General features: G+C 65.3%; 21 protein-coding genes. 8 read left to right on the forward strand and 13 right to left on the reverse strand.

The features are described 5' to 3' along the window. Positions 1-75 precede the first annotated feature (75 nt). Positions 76-996 carry an iron-sulfur-binding ferredoxin reductase gene (locus B2790_RS12755; RefSeq protein WP_286918948.1) on the reverse strand — a complete coding sequence of 307 codons (921 nt, stop codon included), beginning with the start codon at positions 994-996 and terminating at the stop codon, positions 76-78. 375 nt (positions 997-1,371) lie between these two features. On the opposite strand from B2790_RS12755, the gene B2790_RS12760 reads away from it, so the two are divergent. Then, positions 1,372-2,895, forward strand: coding sequence for a fumarate hydratase (locus tag B2790_RS12760; RefSeq protein WP_025340505.1), 1,524 nt, complete (start codon positions 1,372-1,374; stop codon positions 2,893-2,895). 120 nt (positions 2,896-3,015) lie between these two features. Here the strand turns inward: B2790_RS12760 and B2790_RS12765 are convergent, their stop codons facing one another. Next, positions 3,016-3,888, reverse strand: a complete 873-nt coding sequence (locus B2790_RS12765) for a carbon-nitrogen hydrolase family protein (RefSeq protein WP_286918949.1) — start codon at positions 3,886-3,888, stop codon at positions 3,016-3,018. Further along, the gene (locus B2790_RS12770; protein WP_013974061.1) at positions 3,885-4,475 is read right to left on the reverse strand and encodes a GNAT family N-acetyltransferase; all 591 of its coding nucleotides are present in this window, start codon (positions 4,473-4,475) and stop codon (positions 3,885-3,887) included. Before B2790_RS12770 ends, B2790_RS12765 begins: the two co-directional genes overlap by 4 nt. 115 nt (positions 4,476-4,590) lie before the next feature. On the opposite strand from B2790_RS12770, the gene B2790_RS12775 reads away from it, so the two are divergent. Continuing rightward, on the forward strand, positions 4,591-4,989 hold the full coding sequence (locus B2790_RS12775; RefSeq protein ID WP_025340507.1) for a nuclear transport factor 2 family protein: 399 nt from the start codon (positions 4,591-4,593) through the stop codon (positions 4,987-4,989). A 118-nt stretch (positions 4,990-5,107) separates the two neighbouring features. Here the strand turns inward: B2790_RS12775 and B2790_RS12780 are convergent, their stop codons facing one another. From B2790_RS12780 to B2790_RS12805, 6 genes are all read right to left on the reverse strand, one after another. Then, positions 5,108-5,686: a DJ-1/PfpI family protein gene (locus B2790_RS12780; RefSeq protein ID WP_025340508.1), complete on the reverse strand. Its 579-nt coding sequence runs from the start codon at positions 5,684-5,686 to the stop codon at positions 5,108-5,110. A gap of 51 nt (positions 5,687-5,737) precedes the next feature. Further along, a complete protein-coding gene (locus B2790_RS12785; protein ID WP_025340509.1) occupies positions 5,738-6,895 on the reverse strand; it encodes a phospholipase D-like domain-containing protein in 1,158 nt (385 codons plus the stop codon). A gap of 1 nt (position 6,896) precedes the next feature. Next, positions 6,897-7,478 carry a YceI family protein gene (locus B2790_RS12790; protein WP_025340510.1) on the reverse strand — a complete coding sequence of 194 codons (582 nt, stop codon included), beginning with the start codon at positions 7,476-7,478 and terminating at the stop codon, positions 6,897-6,899. A 44-nt stretch (positions 7,479-7,522) separates the two neighbouring features. Beyond that, positions 7,523-7,819 carry a hypothetical protein gene (locus B2790_RS12795; RefSeq protein WP_025340511.1) on the reverse strand — a complete coding sequence of 99 codons (297 nt, stop codon included), beginning with the start codon at positions 7,817-7,819 and terminating at the stop codon, positions 7,523-7,525. Continuing rightward, positions 7,816-8,868 carry a serine hydrolase domain-containing protein gene (locus B2790_RS12800; RefSeq protein ID WP_286918950.1) on the reverse strand — a complete coding sequence of 351 codons (1,053 nt, stop codon included), beginning with the start codon at positions 8,866-8,868 and terminating at the stop codon, positions 7,816-7,818. Before B2790_RS12800 ends, B2790_RS12795 begins: the two co-directional genes overlap by 4 nt. A 205-nt stretch (positions 8,869-9,073) precedes the next feature. After that, positions 9,074-9,961, reverse strand: a complete 888-nt coding sequence (locus B2790_RS12805) for an acyl-CoA dehydrogenase (RefSeq protein ID WP_075046236.1) — start codon at positions 9,959-9,961, stop codon at positions 9,074-9,076. 160 nt (positions 9,962-10,121) lie between these two features. Here B2790_RS12805 and olsB point away from each other — a divergent pair, with 160 nt between their 5' ends. Together olsB and B2790_RS12815 are read left to right on the forward strand one after the other, a co-directional pair. After that, a complete protein-coding gene (olsB, locus tag B2790_RS12810) occupies positions 10,122-10,877 on the forward strand; it encodes an L-ornithine N(alpha)-acyltransferase (protein WP_015271672.1) in 756 nt (251 codons plus the stop codon). Further along, positions 10,877-11,665 carry a lysophospholipid acyltransferase family protein gene (locus tag B2790_RS12815; RefSeq protein ID WP_075046238.1) on the forward strand — a complete coding sequence of 263 codons (789 nt, stop codon included), beginning with the start codon at positions 10,877-10,879 and terminating at the stop codon, positions 11,663-11,665. The genes olsB and B2790_RS12815 overlap by 1 nt, the downstream gene beginning before the upstream one ends. 122 nt (positions 11,666-11,787) lie before the next feature. Here the strand turns inward: B2790_RS12815 and B2790_RS12820 are convergent, their stop codons facing one another. Further along, positions 11,788-12,372 (reverse strand): ACP phosphodiesterase, encoded by a 585-nt coding sequence (locus B2790_RS12820; RefSeq protein ID WP_085592081.1) that lies wholly within the window; start codon positions 12,370-12,372, stop codon positions 11,788-11,790. 150 nt (positions 12,373-12,522) lie between these two features. On the opposite strand from B2790_RS12820, the gene B2790_RS12825 reads away from it, so the two are divergent. Further along, positions 12,523-12,825, forward strand: a complete 303-nt coding sequence (locus tag B2790_RS12825; RefSeq protein ID WP_003258229.1) for an ArsR/SmtB family transcription factor — start codon at positions 12,523-12,525, stop codon at positions 12,823-12,825. A 17-nt stretch (positions 12,826-12,842) separates the two neighbouring features. After that, positions 12,843-13,892, forward strand: a complete 1,050-nt coding sequence (locus tag B2790_RS12830; RefSeq protein WP_013974072.1) for an alkene reductase — start codon at positions 12,843-12,845, stop codon at positions 13,890-13,892. A 108-nt stretch (positions 13,893-14,000) separates the two neighbouring features. On the opposite strand, the gene B2790_RS12835 is transcribed toward B2790_RS12830, so the two are convergent. From B2790_RS12835 to B2790_RS12845, 3 genes are all read right to left on the reverse strand, one after another. Beyond that, positions 14,001-14,870 (reverse strand): ATPase, encoded by an 870-nt coding sequence (locus tag B2790_RS12835; protein ID WP_286918951.1) that lies wholly within the window; start codon positions 14,868-14,870, stop codon positions 14,001-14,003. Positions 14,871-14,957: 87 nt separating this feature from the next. Further along, complete coding sequence (locus B2790_RS12840) at positions 14,958-15,953, reverse strand: NAD-dependent epimerase/dehydratase family protein (protein WP_286918952.1); 996 nt, start codon at positions 15,951-15,953, stop codon at positions 14,958-14,960. A gap of 49 nt (positions 15,954-16,002) precedes the next feature. Then, positions 16,003-16,893, reverse strand: coding sequence for a LysR family transcriptional regulator ArgP (locus B2790_RS12845; RefSeq protein ID WP_054573319.1), 891 nt, complete (start codon positions 16,891-16,893; stop codon positions 16,003-16,005). A gap of 97 nt (positions 16,894-16,990) precedes the next feature. Between B2790_RS12845 and B2790_RS12850 the strand changes: the two genes are divergently transcribed. After that, a complete protein-coding gene (locus B2790_RS12850) occupies positions 16,991-17,590 on the forward strand; it encodes a LysE/ArgO family amino acid transporter (protein WP_085592088.1) in 600 nt (199 codons plus the stop codon). A 309-nt stretch (positions 17,591-17,899) separates the two neighbouring features. Beyond that, complete coding sequence (locus B2790_RS12855) at positions 17,900-18,496, forward strand: superoxide dismutase (RefSeq protein ID WP_013974076.1); 597 nt, start codon at positions 17,900-17,902, stop codon at positions 18,494-18,496. Positions 18,497-18,765: the final 269 nt, after the last annotated feature.

Genomic DNA, 18,765 nt, shown 5'->3' on the forward strand with positions numbered 1-18,765 from the left:
CAAGCCTGAGGCTAGCGCTGTACCTGTGGGAGCGGGCGTGCCCGCGAATGGGCCGGCACGATCAACACAAATGCCTCAGGCATGCTCGACAAACACATCGGCAAACACCTGCCCCCGCGGCACCCCGGCAATGAACAGCCGCCGGGCAAACCGCTCGACACTCCCCGGCGCCCCGCACACCAGCGCTATCGTCTGCCGCGATGACGGCCGCAACCCGGCCAACGCTTCATCCAGCTGCTCTGCCAGTACCAGCTCGACATTCACATCCGCCATCTCCCGCAACGGCTCGGCCAGATAATGCCCAACGCCCTCGCGCGCCACATGCATGACCCTGATTTCCCCTTGGTGCCCCTGCCGCAGAGCCTCGCGCAAGATGCCCCACAACGGCGCCAGCCCGGTCCCCGCCGCCAGCAACCACAGCGGCCGCTGCTGCCAGTCCGGGTCGTAATGCAAGGCCCCACCCCTTAGCTCGCCCAGGCGCAGCACATCACCCAGCTGCAAGCCACGGGCCTGGTCACAGAAGGCGCCGGGGCGCTGGCAGTCGATATGAAACTCGAGAAAATCATCTTCGCCCGGCAGGCTGGCCAAGGAGTAAGGCCGTGCCACCGCGCCATTCCACAGCACCACATGCTGCCCCGCCTGGTAACGCATTGCCCGTTCGGGCCGCAGCCGCACGCGCAGCACATCGCCGAACCAGTCCAGGGCACAGACCTGCGCAGGCACGCCATCCTGCTGCGGGTCGAACAGCGCCACGCGCAGGTCCTCGACTACCCGGCACTGGCAGGCCAGGCGCCAACCCTGGGCATGCTTGTCCTGTGCCAGGGCCTCGGGCATGGCATCCAGCGGTTGCCCGCCCAGGCAGTGCACCAGGCAGGCATGGCAACTGCCGGCGCGGCAACTGTAGGGCACATTCAGCCCGGCCTCGTTCAGGGCATCGAGCAGGTTGCTGCCGGTCGGCACCGCCCAGCGGCGCTCGCCCACGCAAAGTTCGGGCATTTTCAGCTATCTCTTCCAGCTCTTGAGTTTCTGGGGCCGCTTTGCGGCCCTTCGCCGGCAAGCCAGCTCCCACAGGTAATGTGCAGGCTTCAGGCCTGATGCAATCCTGTGGGAGCTGGCTTGCCGGCGAAGGGGCTGCAGGGCAGCCCCCTCCAAGCATCCTATCTCTACAACAAGTCAGCAAGAACAATGCCTGCCAGCTGCCGACCATGGTCCCAGACCGGCCGCAGGTGTGCCCGGCACGGATGCGCGCTATACTGCCGCGCCTTTTTCCGTCGGCCTGACCTGCCGGCGCCTTGCAAGGCGCTTCGACACGCTGGTCGGCACCGTCGAGCGCCGTAATGAATGTTCCCGTCTTTAAGAGGAGCGCGCTGCATGACCGTGATCAAGCAAGACGACCTGATTCAGAGCGTCGCCGACGCCCTGCAATTCATCTCGTACTACCACCCCGTCGATTTCATCCAGGCCATGCACGAGGCCTATCTGCGTGAAGAGTCGCCTGCTGCGCGCGATTCCATCGCCCAGATCCTGATCAACTCGCGCATGTGCGCCACCGGCCACCGCCCGATCTGCCAGGACACCGGTATCGTCACCGTGTTCGTGCGCGTGGGCATGGACGTGCGCTGGGACGGCGCCACCCTGAGCGTCGACGACATGATCAACGAAGGTGTGCGTCGCGCCTACAACCTGCCTGAAAACGTCCTGCGCGCTTCGATCCTGGCCGACCCGGCCGGTGCCCGCAAGAACACCAAGGACAACACCCCGGCAGTGATCCACTACTCCATCGTCCCCGGCGACAAGGTCGAGGTCGATGTCGCAGCCAAGGGCGGCGGCTCGGAGAACAAGTCGAAGATGGCCATGCTCAACCCGTCCGACTCGATCGTCGACTGGGTACTGAAGACCGTCCCGACCATGGGCGCTGGCTGGTGCCCGCCTGGCATGCTCGGCATCGGCATCGGCGGTACCGCCGAGAAGGCCGCCGTGATGGCCAAGGAAGTGTTGATGGAGTCCATCGACATCCACGAACTGAAAGCCCGTGGCCCGCAGAACCGCCTGGAAGAAATCCGCCTGGAGCTGTTCGAGAAGGTCAACCAGCTGGGCATTGGCGCCCAGGGCCTGGGTGGCCTGACCACCGTGCTCGACGTCAAGATCATGGACTACCCGACTCACGCCGCTTCGCTGCCGGTGTGCATGATCCCCAACTGCGCCGCCACCCGCCACGCCCACTTCGTGCTCGATGGCTCCGGCCCGGCCGAGCTGGAAGCGCCGTCGCTGGACGCCTACCCGGAAATCGTCTGGGAAGCCGGCCCGAGCGCCCGTCGCGTCAACCTCGACGCCATCACCCCGGAAGAGGTCGCCAGCTGGAAGCCGGGCGAAACCATCCTGCTCAACGGCAAGATGCTGACCGGCCGCGATGCCGCGCACAAGCGCATGGTCGAAATGCTCAACCGTGGCGAAGAGCTGCCGGTGGACCTGAAAGGCCGCTTCATCTACTACGTTGGCCCGGTCGACCCGGTCGGTGACGAAGTGGTAGGCCCTGCCGGCCCGACCACCGCCACCCGCATGGACAAGTTCACCCGCCAGATCCTCGAGCAGACCGGCCTGCTGGGCATGATCGGCAAGTCCGAGCGCGGCCCTGCCGCCATCGAAGCGATCAAGGACAACAAGGCCGTGTACCTGATGGCCGTCGGCGGTGCTGCCTACCTGGTGGCCCAGGCCATCCGCAAGTCGAAGGTCCTGGCCTTCGCCGAGCTGGGCATGGAAGCGATCTACGAGTTCGAGGTCAAGGACATGCCGGTGACCGTCGCCGTGGACAGCAACGGTGAGTCGGTACACATCACTGGCCCTGCCCTGTGGCAGAGCAAGATTGCCCAGAGCCTGGCAGTCGAAGTGAAGTAAGCCTGATGTAACAGCGGCGGCCTCTTCGCGGGCTTGCCCGCTCCCACAGGTACAGCGCAAGCCCGAGGGCTACGCGTTACCTGTGGGAGCGGGTTCACCCGCGAAGAGGCCGCCCCTGCTCTACACAATTCTTTCGAACTGCTCCGGCCAATCCCTTCGGGTAAATACCTGCCCTTCCCGCCTCACCCGCCGTACTTCCTCAAGGTCCACCTCACAGACCAGCCACTGACTGGTTGCAGGGCTCGATTCTTCACTCAAGGCCACCACCCCATCCCCCGGCATCCCATGATCCGGCGGCACGAACAGCCCTGCCCGGCCGATATTCTCGTCCAGCGCCGGCGACCAGGGCGCCAGCCCGACCGTGGGGCACTGCAACACCGCAATCTGGTTCTCCAGCGCCCGCGCCTGGGCACCGATACGCACCCGGTGGTAACCCGCCTCGGTGTCGGTACAGCTCGGGGCGAGGATCAGGTCGGCACCACCCTCGGCCAGGCGCCGCGCCAGCATCGGGAATTCGTTGTCGTAGCAGATCAGGATGCCCAGGCGCCCCAGTTCGGTGTCGAACACCTGCAACCCCTGGCCTGCGGCTATATCCCATTGCTCCCGTTCGAAACGGGTCATCATCAGCTTGTCCTGATAACCCAGCACGCCCTTGGGGCCGAACAGCCAGGCACGGTTGCGGTAGCGCCCATCGCTGTCCAGCACCGGTACGCTACCCGGTTGCAGGTAGATTCCCCAGCGCCGGGCAAGGCTCTCGCACAAGGCCCTCCAGGGCTCGATCAGCGGCTGGATACCGGCGATGGAGGCCTTCAGGTCACCCCGCTGCTCGGCACTCAGCTGCCCGCTGAGCACCAGCCCGGCGTACTCCGGCAACAGCAGCAGGTGGGCCCCCGCCTCCACCGCTTCGGCACACAGGCCTTGCAGGTGGTCGGCGTAGGCATCCCAGGTTTCATGCAGCTCGATGGCGTACTGGCAGGCCGCCAGACGGATCATATCGGCAGTTCCTTGAGCCAGAACGACATCAGCTTGTCGGAGCTTTCCTGCTCGTCCAGGTCGCGCCAGGCGTAGCTGGTGCGCAGCGACGGGTCGTGCAGGAAGCCGCGGTTACGCCAGAAGCCATGCAATGGCTTGTAGTCCGCTGGCCGCCGTGGATGCACGCCTGGCCGCTCGACCGCACAGAACGCGCAGTAGTCGAACTCGGCCAGCTTGTGGGCGTAGGACTCGCGCTCGATGAAAAAGCGCACCCCCAGGCCCTGGCCACGGTACTCGGGCAGTACCACCGATTCACCGAAGTAGTACACGCTGGCCGGGTCGCGCCCCTGGGCCAGGAACGGCTGCTGGAACTCGGGGGCGACATCCACCAGCGGCAGGCCGGTGGAGGCACCAACGACCTTGCCGTCGTCCAGTGCCAGCACCACCAGGCTGCGCCCGGAGCGGGCATAGGTGGCCAGGTAGTCGGCCTCGTACTCCGGGGTGCCGTCGTAAAGGTAGGGAAACTCGCGGAACACGGTAAGGCGCAGGCGAGCGAGGTCATCGATGTAAGGCGCGATAGCGGCGCCGTGCAACAGGCGTATTTCCATGCTTGGCGGTCGTTTTGTCGATGTGGATGACGCGCTCGGCTAAGCCGGGCTTGAGGGGAAACCCTATCATCCGGAGCAACGACCCGCCTTTTCCCTCCACGACAGGTATTGTTCCATGACCGCTACCGAACTGGTAAATGCTTACTACGCCGCCTTCAACGCTGGCGACATGCCGGCCTTTCTCGCCCTGCTCAGCGAGGATGTGATCCACGACATCAACCAGGGCGAGCGGCAGATGGGCAAGGCCCGGTTTGCAGCGTTCATGGACAAGATGAACCGCTGCTACCGCGAGCGCCTGGCCGATATCGTGGTGATGCAGAACGCCGACGGCAGCCGCGCGGCGGCGGAGTTCACCGTGCATGGGGAATATCTGGCCGATGACGAAGGGTTGCCGGCGGCCAACGGGCAGACCTATGTACTGCCGGCGGGGGCGTTCTTCTATATCCATTGCGGGAAGATTGCCCGGGTGACCAACTACTACAACCTCAATGACTGGGTCGAGCAGGTGGCCTGATTAGAGTGTATTGCCTGTACTGGCCTCTTCGCGGGCACGCCCGCTCCCACAGGGATCCCACACGACTTGAGAGCAGTGAGGTACATGTGGGAGCGGGCATGCCCGCGAAGAGGCCCTGTCAGGCAATACGGGTACCAAGCACCTTGAGGAATGCCGCCAACCACGCCGGATGCGCAGGCCATGCCGGTGCCGTCACCAGGTTGCCGTCCACATGCGCCTGGTCCACCGCGATATCGATGAATGTCCCGCCCGCCAAGCGCACTTCCGGGGCGCACGCCGGGTACGCACTGCATTCGCGCCCTTCCAGCACGCCGGCCGCCGCCAGCAACTGGGCACCATGGCATACCGCCGCGATCGGCTTGCCGGCCTGGTTGAATGCGCGCACCAGCTCTAGGACCTTTTCATCCAGGCGCAGGTACTCCGGTGCACGTCCACCCGGGATCAGCAACGCGTCGTAACCCTCGGCACGCACCCGCACGAAATCGTAGTTCAGGGCAAAGTTGTGCCCCGGCTTTTCGCTGTAGGTCTGTTCGCCCTCGAAATCATGAATCGCGGTACGCACGGTCTGCCCCGCGACCTTTTCCGGGCATACCGCATGCACCGTGTGCCCGACCATGCTCAGCGCCTGGAACGGCACCATGACTTCGTAATCTTCGACGTAGTCGCCGACCAACATGAGAATTTTCTTCGCCGTCATCGCACCCACTCCTTCGATTGCCTTGAGACAGTCACTGCACGATAGCCGGTCTCAGTCGCGACGGTCGAGCAAGTTGACCACCAACCGGTCCAGCCAACCCCACAACCGCTGCTTAACCCGGCGCCACAGCGGCCGGGCATTCCAGTGGCCCAGGTCGACCACCTCGCTCAAGGCGAAATCACGCTCGAAACTGGCCTGCACGGCAGCCGTCAGCGGCGGGTCGAGTGCCTCGATATTGGCCTCGAGGTTGAAGCGCAGGTTCCAGTGATCGAAGTTGCATGAGCCGATACTGACCCAGTCGTCGATCAGCACCATCTTCAGGTGCAGGAAACACGGCTGGTACTCATAGATGCGCACCCCGGCGCGCAACAGACGCGGGTAATAGCGGTGCCCGGCGTAACGTACAGAGGGGTGATCGGTGCGCGGCCCGGTCAGCAGCAGCCGCACATCGACCCCCTTGCCGGCAGCCCGGCGCAGCGACCGGCGCACGCTCCAGGTCGGCAGGAAGTAAGGCGTGGCCAGCCACACTCGCTGCTTGCCGCTGTTGATCGCCCGCACCAGCGAATGCAGGATGTCCTGGTGCTGGCGGGCGTCGGCATAGGCCACCCGGCCCATGCCCTGCCCCTGCGCAGGCACCTTGGGCAGGCGCGGCAGGCCAAAGCCCTCGGCGGGGCGCCAGGCGGTGCGACGGTTGTTGGCGTGCCACTGGCGGTCGAACAGCAACTGCCAGTCGCTTACCACCGGCCCCTGCATCTGCACCATCACCTCGTGCCATTCACTGGTCGCCTCGCCCGGTGTCCAGAACTCGTCGGTGACGCCCGTGCCGCCCACCACTGCCCAGCGCTCGTCCACCAGCAGCAACTTGCGGTGATCGCGGTACAGGTTGCGCAGGCCACGTTTCCAGCGCAGGCGGTTGTACCAGCGCAGGTACACACCTGCGTCCAGCAGGCGCTGACGCAACTGGCTGTTGAAAGCCAGCGAGCCATAATCGTCGAACAGGCAGCGCACCCGCACGCCACGTCGGGCAGCCTGCTCCAGCGCTTCGACCACCGCATCCGCGCAGTCACCGGCCTCGACCAGGTACAGCTCCAGGTCGACCTGGAACTCGGCGCGCATGATCGCCAGGAGCATGCGCGGAAAAAACTCGGGGCCGTCGATCAGCAGTTCGAACTGGTTGCCATCCCGCCAGGGAAAGACCGGCCCGGGCATGTCAGCGGGCGGTGAAGATCAGCACCGCGCTAACCGGCACCGACGGGTTGATGGACTTGAGCCCGGCGAGCTTGCGCAGGCGTTGCAGCCCCGGCAGCAGGCCGAAATCCTCGGCGCGCAGCACAAGGGGCTCAAGGGTCACCACCTGGAAGCGTCGCTCGTCCAGGCGGGTGGCCAGCAGCAGGGCGTTGTAGCTGTGCGACTGGCCATGCAGGGTCACGGTCAATGGCAGGCGCAGTTCGATCTGGGCACCGTTGGCCAGATCGTTGATCGGCCGCAGGTCCAGTTGCGCCTGCACCTTGGCTTCGGCAAAGCGCTCGACCTCGAACAGGTCCTCGCGCATGCGTTCATCACGCAGCGGAATACCGCTGCTCACCGAGTCCATCTCGATGCTCAACCCGGCCACACCCTTGCGGTCGACCGTGCCATGCAGCACCAGGAAGCGGTGCACTTCGGCGGTGTTACCGTTCTTGCCGGTAATGAACGAAAGGCGCGAAGACTCGCCATCGAGGTGCCAGTTGGCATGGGCGGGCAGGCAAAAAGCCAGCAACAAGGCGGGCAGCAGGCGGGGCAGCTTGAACATGACAGATCTCGTGAAACCAGGCCGCCAACCTTACCCGCCCGCCTTCACGGCAGCAAGCGGCAGCCCTCGCGCGGGCCTTGCCAGGCGGCCTGGTTACGTCGGCCCAGGCCTTCGGCGGTGACCTGCCGCTGTTGGCTATCTTCCTCCAGCAGGCTCAGCGGCAGCCATTGCTTCACGTAGCCTTGGCAATACGCCGGCTCGAACCCCATGACGAAGCGGCACGAGCAATATTCCTTGGCCGAGTAGGCCGAAAGGATACCGGGGAAGTCCGCCAAGGCCTGGCGCTCGTGCCAGGCCCAGTACACCAGCCCCAGCAACACCACCAGCAGCACCCGCTTCATGCCCCCTCCCCGGCCAGCGCCGCGAGTATCCGCTTGAGCAGTTCGTCGTGCTGGTAGCTGCCGTCGCGGTCATCGGCGTAACGCACGATCACCAGCTTTTGCGCGGGCAGCACGTACAGCGCCTGGCCCCAGTGGCCAAGGGCGGCATAGGTGTCTGCGGGCGCACTCGGCCAAGGCCGTGCAGCGCCGGCCAGCGGCTGGTTGAGCCACCAGTGGCCACCGGGGTTGGCCTCGCCGGGCAGCGCTTGGGCCGCGGCAAACGGCGTGCGGTTGAAAGCCACCCAGGGCTTGGGCAGCAATTGCCGATCCTGCCAGCGCCCGTCGCGCTGCATCAGCAGGCCGATGCGCGCCAGGTCGCGAGCGCTGAGGTACAGGTAGGACGAACCCACGTAGGTACCCGCGCGGTCCCGCTCCCATACCGCGCTGTCGATCCCCAACGGGGTGAACAGTGCATGCCAGGGGTAGTCGGCGTACTGACCGGCATCGAGCATGCCGCGCAACGCGGCGGCCAGCAGGTTGCTGTCGCCACTGGAATAGAGAAACCGCTGGCCCGGGCTGGCCACCGCTTCCCGCGCCGCCGTATAGGCCGCCATGTCCTCGCGGCCACGGGTATACAGCATGGCCACCTCCGAGGACTTGAGCGGGGCGTACTCGTAGTCTTCCTGCCAGTCCAGGCCGCTGGCCCAATGCAGCAGATCGGCCATGCGCACGCCGGGATGGGCGTGCATGGCCGGGTAGAAGCGGGTGACCGGGTCCTGCAGCTGGAAGCGGCCTTCGCCCTGGGCTACGCCCAATAGCGTGGCGAGTACGCTCTTGCTGATCGACCAGGTCAGGTGGGCGGTGACGGCGGTGCTGGGGGCGGCGTAGCGTTCGTGGAGGATGCGGCCGTCGCGGATGATCAGCAGGGCGTCGGTGCGGATGCCGCTGCGTTCGGGGGTGGTGTGTGTGGGGAAGGCGTAGGCGTCGACGGCTTGCCAGTCGAGGGGGGCAGGGTCGTCATGCCAGTCAGGGTCAGGCCAGACCTCAGCCTTGGCAGGGGCCATGGCCATGCAAAAAAAAAAGCAGCAGACCTTTCAGCATCCCAGTACAGGCTCGCGTTTTTGGGGCTGCCTTGCAGCCCTTCGCGGGCCCGCCCGCTCCCACAGGGATCGCACCATTCATGGGGTAGGCGACATACCTGTGGGAGCGAGCAAGCCCGCGAAGGGCCGCAAAGCGGCCCCAGGATTCATCGGATCACACAAACCTATCAGGCATTCATGACAATCCCGCAGCAGCCCAAGCCTTGTTCAGCCGCTTCTCCCGCGCCGCCGCCGCCAGCGCCATCACCCCCTGGTCACGCTGCCAGATCTGCGCCCACTGCGCCGGCCCCGCCGCCAACGCAGCATCGATCTCCCCTCGCAGCGCCTGGAACTGTGCAAACAATCCCCCCAGCAACAAATGGCAGCCAACGCTATCGGCGCACTGCCGGCTACCTTCGGCACACCCGGCCAGCAGCCCAAGCAACTGCAGGCGCAGGGCCTGCGGCCAGGCGCACTCCTGCCCCACGCCATACAGCCAGGCCGTCAACGCCGTAAGCACATACAAGTCCTCCAGCGAACGGAACGGCTTCACATAGGCATCCCAACCATCACCGGCCAGTAGCTCGCACGCCGCCTGCTCCAGCACCAGTCGCCCATGGCCCACCTCCGGCATCAGCGGCAGGGTCGGCAGCGCTTCCAGCGTCACACCTGGCTCCCCGGGGTAGACCACCGCCAGGTTCAACTGTGGCGCCGCGCCCGTCGCCTCGCAGCGCGCCGCCACCAGCAACCATTCCGCCTCCAGGCCGGCAGTGACGAAGTCCTTGCTGCCGGTCAGCCGCAAGCCGTCCAGGCGCGTGCGCATGTCCGCCGGCCGCACGCTGCGCCGCTCGGTGGCGCACAGGGCACCGAGGCTCGGTGGAGCACTGGGCCACAGCACGCGCAAGGCGGCCTGGTAGCCGACCAGGAAGGCCAGGCCCGGGGTGGCCATCGCGCGCCCGCCGCGCACCGCCAGTTCGAACGGGGCAACCGGGCCAAGGCGCTCGAGCAGCGCGGCATAGGTTTCGCCCAGGGTGCCCGCCAGCGCTTGGCGAAGCGGGTCGTTGAGTCGTTGCAACCAGGCCATCGGTCGGCTCCTTGCTGAGGGGCTTTCAGTTGAGGCTCAGGGGATGTCACGCAAGCATCACCAAAGATTCACAGGGGTGACACCCCATCTACCTAGGCTGACTTTGCACAACAAAGCCGACCGGCCGCAACCCTTCATGGCTGGCTTATGGAGACTCGTAATGACTCGGATCGCTCACGCTGGCGACAACAGCACCGAACGCCGTCTGCAAGCCGAACGCCTGGTTGGCGCCGCGGCCCTGCAGGAAGCCCAGGCCCTGCGCTACAAAGTGTTCAGCGCCGAATTCAAGGCCAAGCTCAAAGGAGCCGAGCAAGGCCTGGACATGGACGACTACGACGTGCACTGCCGCCACATTGGCGTACGCGACCTGAGCACTGGCGAGCTGGTTGCCACCACCCGCCTGCTCGACCATCAGGCCGCCAGCAGCCTGGGCCGCTTCTATAGCGAAGAGGAATTCAGCCTGCACGGCCTGTTGCAGCTGCAGGGCCCGATCCTGGAGCTGGGCCGCACCTGCGTAGCCCCCGATTACCGCAACGGCGGCACCATCGCCGTGCTCTGGGGCGAACTGGCCGAAGTGCTCAACGAAGGCCGCTACAGCTACCTGATGGGCTGCGCCAGCATCCCCATGCAGGATGGCGGGGTGCAGGCCCACGCGGTGATGCAGCGCCTGCGTGACCGCTACCTGTGCACCGAGCACCTGCGCGCCGAGCCGAAGAACCCGTTGCCCAACCTGGCCCTGCCGAACAACGTCATCGCCGAAATGCCACCGCTGCTCAAGGCTTACATGCGCCTGGGCGCGAAGATCTGCGGCGAGCCGTGCTGGGACGAAGACTTCCAGGTGGCCGATGTGTTCATCCTGCTCAAGCGCGACGAACTGTGCCCACGCTACGCCCGCCACTTCAAGGCAGCGGTCTGATGCCGAAGCTGCGGGTAATGGCCCGCCTGACTCGACTGCTGCTGGTACTGCTGCTGGGCATGCTGATGGCCAGCGTGATCGCCCTGGGCGAACGCCTGGGGTTCAAGGCGCCCATCGAGCGCCGCCAGCGCTGGACCTGCCTGTTCATGAAGCGCCTGGTCGCGGCCCTGCCCTTCGATGTGCGGGTGGTCGGCGAGCTGCCGCAGCGGCCGATGCTGTGGGTCAGCAACCACGTGTCCTGGACCGATATCCCCCTGCTCGGCATGCTGCTGCCGCTGTCGTTCCTGTCCAAGGCCGAAGTGCGCCACTGGCCGGTGGCCGGCTGGCTGGCGGAAAAGGCCGGCACCCTGTTCATCCGCCGTGGCGGGGGCGACAGCCAGCGCCTGCGTGAACAGATCGCCGGGCAGCTGGGCCTTGCCCGGCCGCTGCTGATCTTCCCGGAAGGCACCACCACCAGCGGCCGTACCCTGCGCACCTTCCATGGTCGCCTGCTGGCAGGCGCCATCGACCGTGGCGTGGCGGTGCAGCCGGTCGCCATCCAGTACCTGCGCGATGGCCAGATCGACCCGATTGCACCGTTCATTGGTGACGATGACCTGGTGTCGCACCTGATGCGCCTGTTTGCCCTGCCGCGGGGCGAGGTATGCATTCACCTGCTGCAGCCGATCGGCAGCGTGGGCAAGGAGCGAGCGGTGCTGGCGTTGCAGGCGCAGCAGGCGATTCACCTGGCGTTGTTCGGGGTTGAAGAAGTTGAGCTGGCGTCACGGCGGCAGGCGCGGGCTGCCTGAATTCTTGCACTGCCAGTACCGGCCTCTTCGCGGGCTTGCCCGCTCCCACAGGGCCCGCGCATATCTTGAGAACTGCGCCAACCTGTGGGAGCGGGCAAGCCCGCGAAGAAGCCAGCGCAGGACTAACTGCCAGACAACCGGCCAGCCGCTGCAAACGCCTGCAACTGTGGATAAAACTCCCTGAAGTCCGCCAGCAATGGCTCGTACAGCCGCTCCAGCTCCCCCATCACCCCAACCATCCCCTCCGGCCGCGACAAGCGCCGGGCAATGCCGTTGAACACCTGCTCCAGCGTGGCAAAGTCGCCATACGCCCCCAGCCAGTCATCCGCCGCCATGAACGGCGCAATCCGCGCCAGCCGCCCCGGCAACTCGGGCTCCGCCAGCAACACCCGATAAAAGTCCCCGGTGAACTGCGCCAGCGGCTGCTCGGCATAATCCCGCCAATGCCGGGCCAGGCAATGGTCGAAAAACACATCCAGAACAATGCCGGCAAAGCGCCGCCGCTCCCGCGGAAAGCGCGCCAGTGCCGCCAGCACCAACGGATGCTGGTCGGTATAGCTGTCGATATGCCGGTGCAGCCGGATGGCCGCCTCCAGCGCAGGCGGGAAGCGCCCTTCCAGCGAGCCTTTGACGAAGTCGCCATACAGGCTGCCAAGCAGTTGTTGCGGCGCCGGGCCGCCAAGGTGCAGGTGTGCGAGGTAGTTCATGAGCGCAGTCTAGCACCGCCGCCCCCTATATCGTTATAACGCGATATAGCGATTCGTGCTCAGCTCAGAACCTCTTCATATTTGTATATCGGGAATCCACGATTTACATTTCGCCCTATCGCGATATACCGCTACAACGAGCCTCAACCCATGCCTCTCGATCTCGACGAAATCATAAAAGCGCTGGCCCACCCGGTCAGGCGAGAAATCCTCAGCTGGCTGAAGGACCCGGCAACGCAATTCCCCGACCAGTACCACAGCACCGAGAACGGTGTGTGTGCCGGGCAGATCGACCAACGCTGCGGCCTGTCGCAGTCGACCGTCTCCGCCCACCTGGCCACCCTGCAGCGCGCCGGGCTGATCAGCAGCCAGAAGATCGGCCAATGGCACTTCTTCAAACGAAACGAAGCCACTATCCAGGCGTTTCTCGAACAACTGCGCCAAGCACTCTGAACAGGCAGGTAACCGTCATGACCACGCTTTTCGATCCGATCACCCTGGGCGACCTGCAACTGCCCAACCGCATCATCATGGCCCCGCTCACCCGCTGCCGGGCCGACGAAGGCCGCGTGCCCAATGCGCTGATGGCCGAGTACTACGTGCAGCGCGCCAGCGCCGGGCTGATCCTCAGCGAGGCGACCTCGGTCAGCGCCATGGGCGTCGGCTACCCGGATACCCCTGGTATCTGGAACGACGAGCAGGTGCGTGGCTGGAACAATGTGACCAAGGCCGTGCATGCCGCTGGCGGGCGCATCTTCCTGCAACTGTGGCACGTTGGCCGCATCTCCCACCCCAGCTACCTGAACGGCGAGCTGCCGGTGGCCCCCAGCGCGATCCAGCCCAAGGGCCATGTAAGCCTGGTGCGCCCGCTCAGTGACTACCCCACCCCACGCGCGCTGGAAACCGAAGAAATCATCGACATCGTCGAGGCCTACCGCAGCGGTGCCGAGAATGCCAAGGCTGCCGGTTTCGATGGCGTGGAGATCCACGGTGCCAACGGCTACCTGCTCGACCAGTTCCTGCAGAGCAGCACCAACCAGCGCACCGACCGCTACGGCGGCTCGCTGGAAAACCGTGCGCGGCTGCTGCTGGAAGTGACCGATGCGGCCATCGAGGTGTGGGGCGCAAACCGCGTGGGCGTGCACCTGGCGCCGCGTGCCGATGCCCATGACATGGGCGATGCCGACCGTGCCGAAACCTTTACCTACGTGGCCCGTGAGCTGGGCAAGCGGGGTATTGCCTTCATCTGCTCACGGGAAAAGGAAGCCGATGACAGTATCGGCCCGCTGATCAAAGAGGCGTTCGGTGGCCCGTACATCGTCAATGAGCGGTTTGACAAGGCCAGTGCCAATGCAGCCCTGGCCAATGGCAAGGCCGACGCCGTGGCGTTTGGCGTGCCGTTCATCGCCAACCCTGACCTGCCGGCGCGGTTGGCGGCGGATGCGCCGTTGAACGAGGCGCGGCCGGAGACTTTCTATGGCAAGGGGCCGGTGGGGTACATCGATTATCCGCGGTTGTGATTCAGGGCCATTCGCGGGCACGCCCGCTCCCACAGGTACAGCGACAAGCTTGAAGATTGTGCTGCCCCTGTGGGAGCGGGCGTGCCCGCGAAGAAGGCTCAGGTGATCTCACGGGCGGGCATTGATCTGCTGCTGCAGGTTCTGGATCTGGCTCTGCAAGGTATTCAGGTTGCGGGTCGTCTGCGCCCGGAAGGCGTCGAATTCCTGCACCGAAGCACCACTGGACGCCGCCGCGGCCGGGCGGTTGTCGATCTGGCTCTTGAGCACCAGGATGTCCTGCTCCAGGTCCTGGATGGCAGCGCTCGGGTTACCCTGCTTCTTCAGCGCCGCCACCTCGCTGCCCAGGCTCTTGAGCTGCCCGTCCAGCTTGGCGCCATCAGCCTGCGCGGCCTTCAGCGCAGCAATCTGTTCGTTCAGGCCCTTGAACTGCGTATCCAGCTTGCCACCATCGACCTGCCCCGAGCGCAACGCGGCCAGCTCGCCATTCACTGCCTTCAGTTGCGCCTGCAACTGGCTCTGCAGCTCGGTCACGGCCTTCTGCTGTTCACGGGTATCGGCCAGCACCTGCTCCAGGCGCTTGCCCAGGTCGCCGGTCTGCCCGGCCACACCCTTCTGCAACTGGCGCAGCTGCAGCTTCAACGCCTCGCTGTTGGTAGTGGCGCCGGATTCGCTGGCCGCCACCTTGCCGCTGATCGCCTGCAGGCGCCCGGCAGCCTCTTCGCTGATGCGGGCGAAGCTTTCCTGGGTCGCCACCAGTTGCTGCTCCATCAGCGAGATCTGCTGGAAGCTCCACCAGCCAAGGCCCGCCAAGGCGATGAACGAGGCCCCGAGCAATGCCCATAGCGGCGCGGTGCTGGCACCGCGAGCGGCTTTCTGGCGGCTGCGCACCACGTGCGCCGGCATCAGTTCGTCATCGTCATGGGTGCCGGCCCTCAGGGTAGGCACATCATCGTAGTCATCGTGAGCATGGTTACGCATGGATACATTCAACCGCGGTAGTCGCAAAGAGGCACGAGTATAAACCGCCAGCGCGGCGCGTTGATGACCATTGTCAGCCGAGCGGCTTCACTGCCCCGGCGGCTGGTGCTTCCACCAGGCACAGAATTCATCCAGCGCCGTCCACAGGCTGACCTTGGGCTGGTAGTCCAGGTACTGCCGGGCGCGGCTGATATCCAGGGTGAAATCGCGACTCATCACCTGCATCCCCAGACGCGAAAGGGTCGGTTGCGGGCGCCCCGGCCACAACATGCAGGCCGCCTCGTTCAGCGCGGCCAGGCTGTAGGCCAGGCCGTAGGAGCGGTACCGGGTAACCTGCGGCAACTGCATCTGGCGCATCACGTAGTTGACCACGTCCCACAGCGGCAGCGGCTGGCCGTTGCTGATGTTATAGGCCTGGCCCAGCGCCCGGTCGTCAGCGAACAGGGCACTGAGCAGCGCTTCGTTGAGGTTGTGCACGCTGGTGAAATCGACTTTGTTCAGGCCGTTGCCGATGATCGCCACACGCCCCTTGCGCTGCATCTGCATCAGCCGCGGGAAGATACTGGCATCGCCGGCGCCGGTGACGAAGCGCGGGCGCAGCGCCAGCACCTCGAGGCCGAACTCCTGGGCACCGAACACTTTCTGCTCGGCCATGTGCTTGGTCTGCCCGCAGTGGTCATGGAAGCGGCGCGGCACCTGGTCTTCCCGGAGGTCCAGGCGCGAGCGGCCATTGAAGTAGATCGACGGCGACGACAGGTGTACCAGCCGCCGTACGTGCTCCTTCAAGCAGCCCTCGACCACGTTTTCGGTGACCACCACATTGCCTTGATAGAAGTCCTGGTAGCGCCCCCAGTTGCCCACTGCGCCGGCGCAGTGCACCACCGCCTCGACGCCCTGGCACAGGCGGCGGGCCAGCTCGGCATCACCCAGGTCGCCGGGGATGAACTGGGCGCCGCGCTTGACCAGGTGCTCGACCCCTTCGGCTCGACGGCCGCTGACCCGCACGTCCAGGCCCTGCTCCAGGGCAAAGCGCGCAAAGCGCCCGCCAATGAAGCCACTCGCGCCGGTGACCAGAATTCGCATGTAAGACTCCGTCTTGCCAGATTTCAGATGCAACTGACGCCAGCCGTGGCTACAAGGGCACCAGCCATTGCCGTGCGGTGTGCCGCAGGTGGTCGGTCAGTTGCGCGAGCAGTTGCCCGCCATTGCGCCAATGATGCCAGTACAGCGGCACATCGATGGGGGTATCGCTGCAGATTTCCACCAACTGGCCGCTGGCCAGTTGCTCGCGAGCCTGCAGTTCCGGCACCAGGCCCCAGCCCAGGCCGGCTTCGGTCATGCGCAGGAAGCCTTCGGACGACGGGCACAAGTGGTGCAGGAAGCCATCCTCGATGCCCAACGATGCCAGGTAGCGGTGTTGCAGGAAGTCGTCCGGGCCGTAAACGATCGCCGGGGTACGGGCCAGGCGGCTGGCAGCGAAGCCCTGCGGAAAATGCCGCGCCATGAACCCGGGGCTGGCCAGCGCCCGGTAGCGCATGGCGCCCAGCGGCAGGCTGCGCGCGCCGGCCACCGGCCGCTCGCTGCCACACAGGCAAGCCGCCACTTCGCCCGCACGCATGCGTTTCAGGCCCACTTCCTGGTCTTCCACCACCAAGTCGGTCAGCACGTTCTGCTGTGCGCAGAAGTTGCCCACTGCGCCGGCCCACCAGGTAGCCAGGCTGTCGGCGTTGAGGGCGATGCGCAGGCGCTCCGGCATGCCCTCCTCGTCCAGCGCCGGTACCTGGCGCTGCAGGTCGCGCTCGAGCAGGCGCACCTGCTGCACATGGTTGAGCAACTGGCGGCCGACTTCGGTCGGGCTTGGTGGTGTGGCACGCACCAGCACCGGCTGGCCGACCCGCGCCTCGAGCAGCTTGATGCGCTGGGAGATGGCCGACTGCGACAAGCCCAGCACCTGCGCCGCGCGTTCGAAACCGCCCTGCTCGATCACCGCGGCAAGGGCGGCCAGCAGCTTGTAGTCGAACATCGATTTTCCTAATGACGGATCAGCTCTATTTGTTTTTCTTATACAGCGTGGTTCATCACAATGACCAGCATCTTTTGGACTCTTTGGAGAGCACGCCATGTGGCAAAGCTATCTCAACGGCATGCTCGTGGCCTTCGGCCTGATCATGGCCATCGGTGCACAGAACGCCTTCGTCCTCGCCCAGAGCTTGCGTCGCGAGCATCATTTGCCGGTGGCGGCACTGTGCATCGTCTGTGACGCCATCCTGGTGGCGGCCGGAGTGTTCGGCCTGGCCACCGTGCTGGCGCACAACCCGACGTTGCTGGCGGTCGCCCGCTGGGGCGGTGCGGTGTTCCTGATCTGGTACGGCGCCAAGGCTTTGCGCAGCGCCTGCTCCAGGCAGAGCCTGCAGCACCAGCAAGGCCAGGGTGCGCGCTCACGCCGCGCGGTACTGCTCAGCGCCCTGGCGGTGACCCTGCTGAACCCGCACGTGTACCTCGACACGGTGCTGCTGATCGGCTCGCTGGGCGCCCAGCAGGCTGCGCCTGGCGCCTACGTGGCCGGCGCTGCCAGCGCCTCGCTGCTGTGGTTCTCGACCCTGGCGATCGGTGCCGCCTGGCTGGCACCGTGGCTGGCTCGGCCGGCGACCTGGCGCATGCTCGACCTGATGGTGGCGGTGATGATGTTCGCGGTGGCGGCGCAGTTGATCTTCAACTGACAACCAGGGCCCTATCGCCGGCAAGCCAGCTCCCACAGGGACATCACCAGGCCTGAGGTCGGTGATATCCCTGTGGGAGCTGGCTTGCCGGCGATGAGGCCCTTGCAGGCAATAGCTGACGCCACTGGTCGGCACGCCCCGACCGCTCTGGAACCTCTATTCCCTATCTTTGTTGCGTGGTTATGCGCCGGGCCCGGTGCTATGATCCAGCCCTTGCGTCGCAAAGAGTACAAACTCGCCGACGCTCATCGGGCCGCCCGTGATCGGCCTTGCGCAAACCGCAAACAGACCTGAATCAGGAGATCCACCATGGCTTTTGAATTGCCGCCGCTGCCGTACGCCCACGATGCCCTGCAGCCGCACATCTCCAAGGAAACCCTGGAGTATCACCACGACAAGCACCACAACACCTATGTCGTGAACCTGAACAACCTGGTCCCAGGCACCGAATTCGAAGGCAAGACCCTGGAAGAGATCGTCAAGAGCTCTTCGGGCGGCATCTTCAACAACGCCGCTCAAGTCTGGAACCACACCTTCTACTGGAACTGCCTGGCACCAAACGCCGGTGGCCAGCCGACCGGTGCCCTGGCTGACGCCATCAACGCCGCTTTCGGTTCCTTCGACAAGTTCAAGGAAGAGTTCACCAAGACTTCGGTTGGCACCTTCGGTTCCGGCTGGGGCTGGCTGGTGAAGAAGGCTGACGGTTCCCTGGCCCTGGCCAGCACCATCGGCGCCGGCTGCCCGCTGACCAGCGGCGACACCCCGCTGCTGACCTGCGACGTCTGGGAACACGCCTACTACATCGACTACCGCAACCTGCGTCCGAAGTACGTCGAGGCGTTCTGGAACCTGGTCAACTGGGCCTTCGTTGCCGAGCAGTTCGAAGGCAAGACCTTCAAGGCCTGAGTCATTCAGCCCTGAACGAAAAACCCGGCCCGGTGCCGGGTTTTTTTATGCCTGTACCGGCCTCTTCGCGGGCACGCCCGCTCCCACAGGGATAGCATCAGGTCCACAGGCGGCGCCCTACCTGTGGGAGCGGGCGTGCCCGCGAAGGGGTCACCACAGATTTCACCTTCAACCCACCAGCAAAGGCTTGCTCAGCCCGCATAGCACGCTAACATCAAACCTCTGGAAGATTGTTACAGCGCATTCAAGTTGCGGGGTCAGGCAACCGA

The organism is Pseudomonas sp. UBA6753, from assembly GCF_002453565.1.
In the GTDB taxonomy this organism is placed as follows: domain Bacteria; phylum Pseudomonadota; class Gammaproteobacteria; order Pseudomonadales; family Pseudomonadaceae; genus Aquipseudomonas; species Aquipseudomonas putida_Z.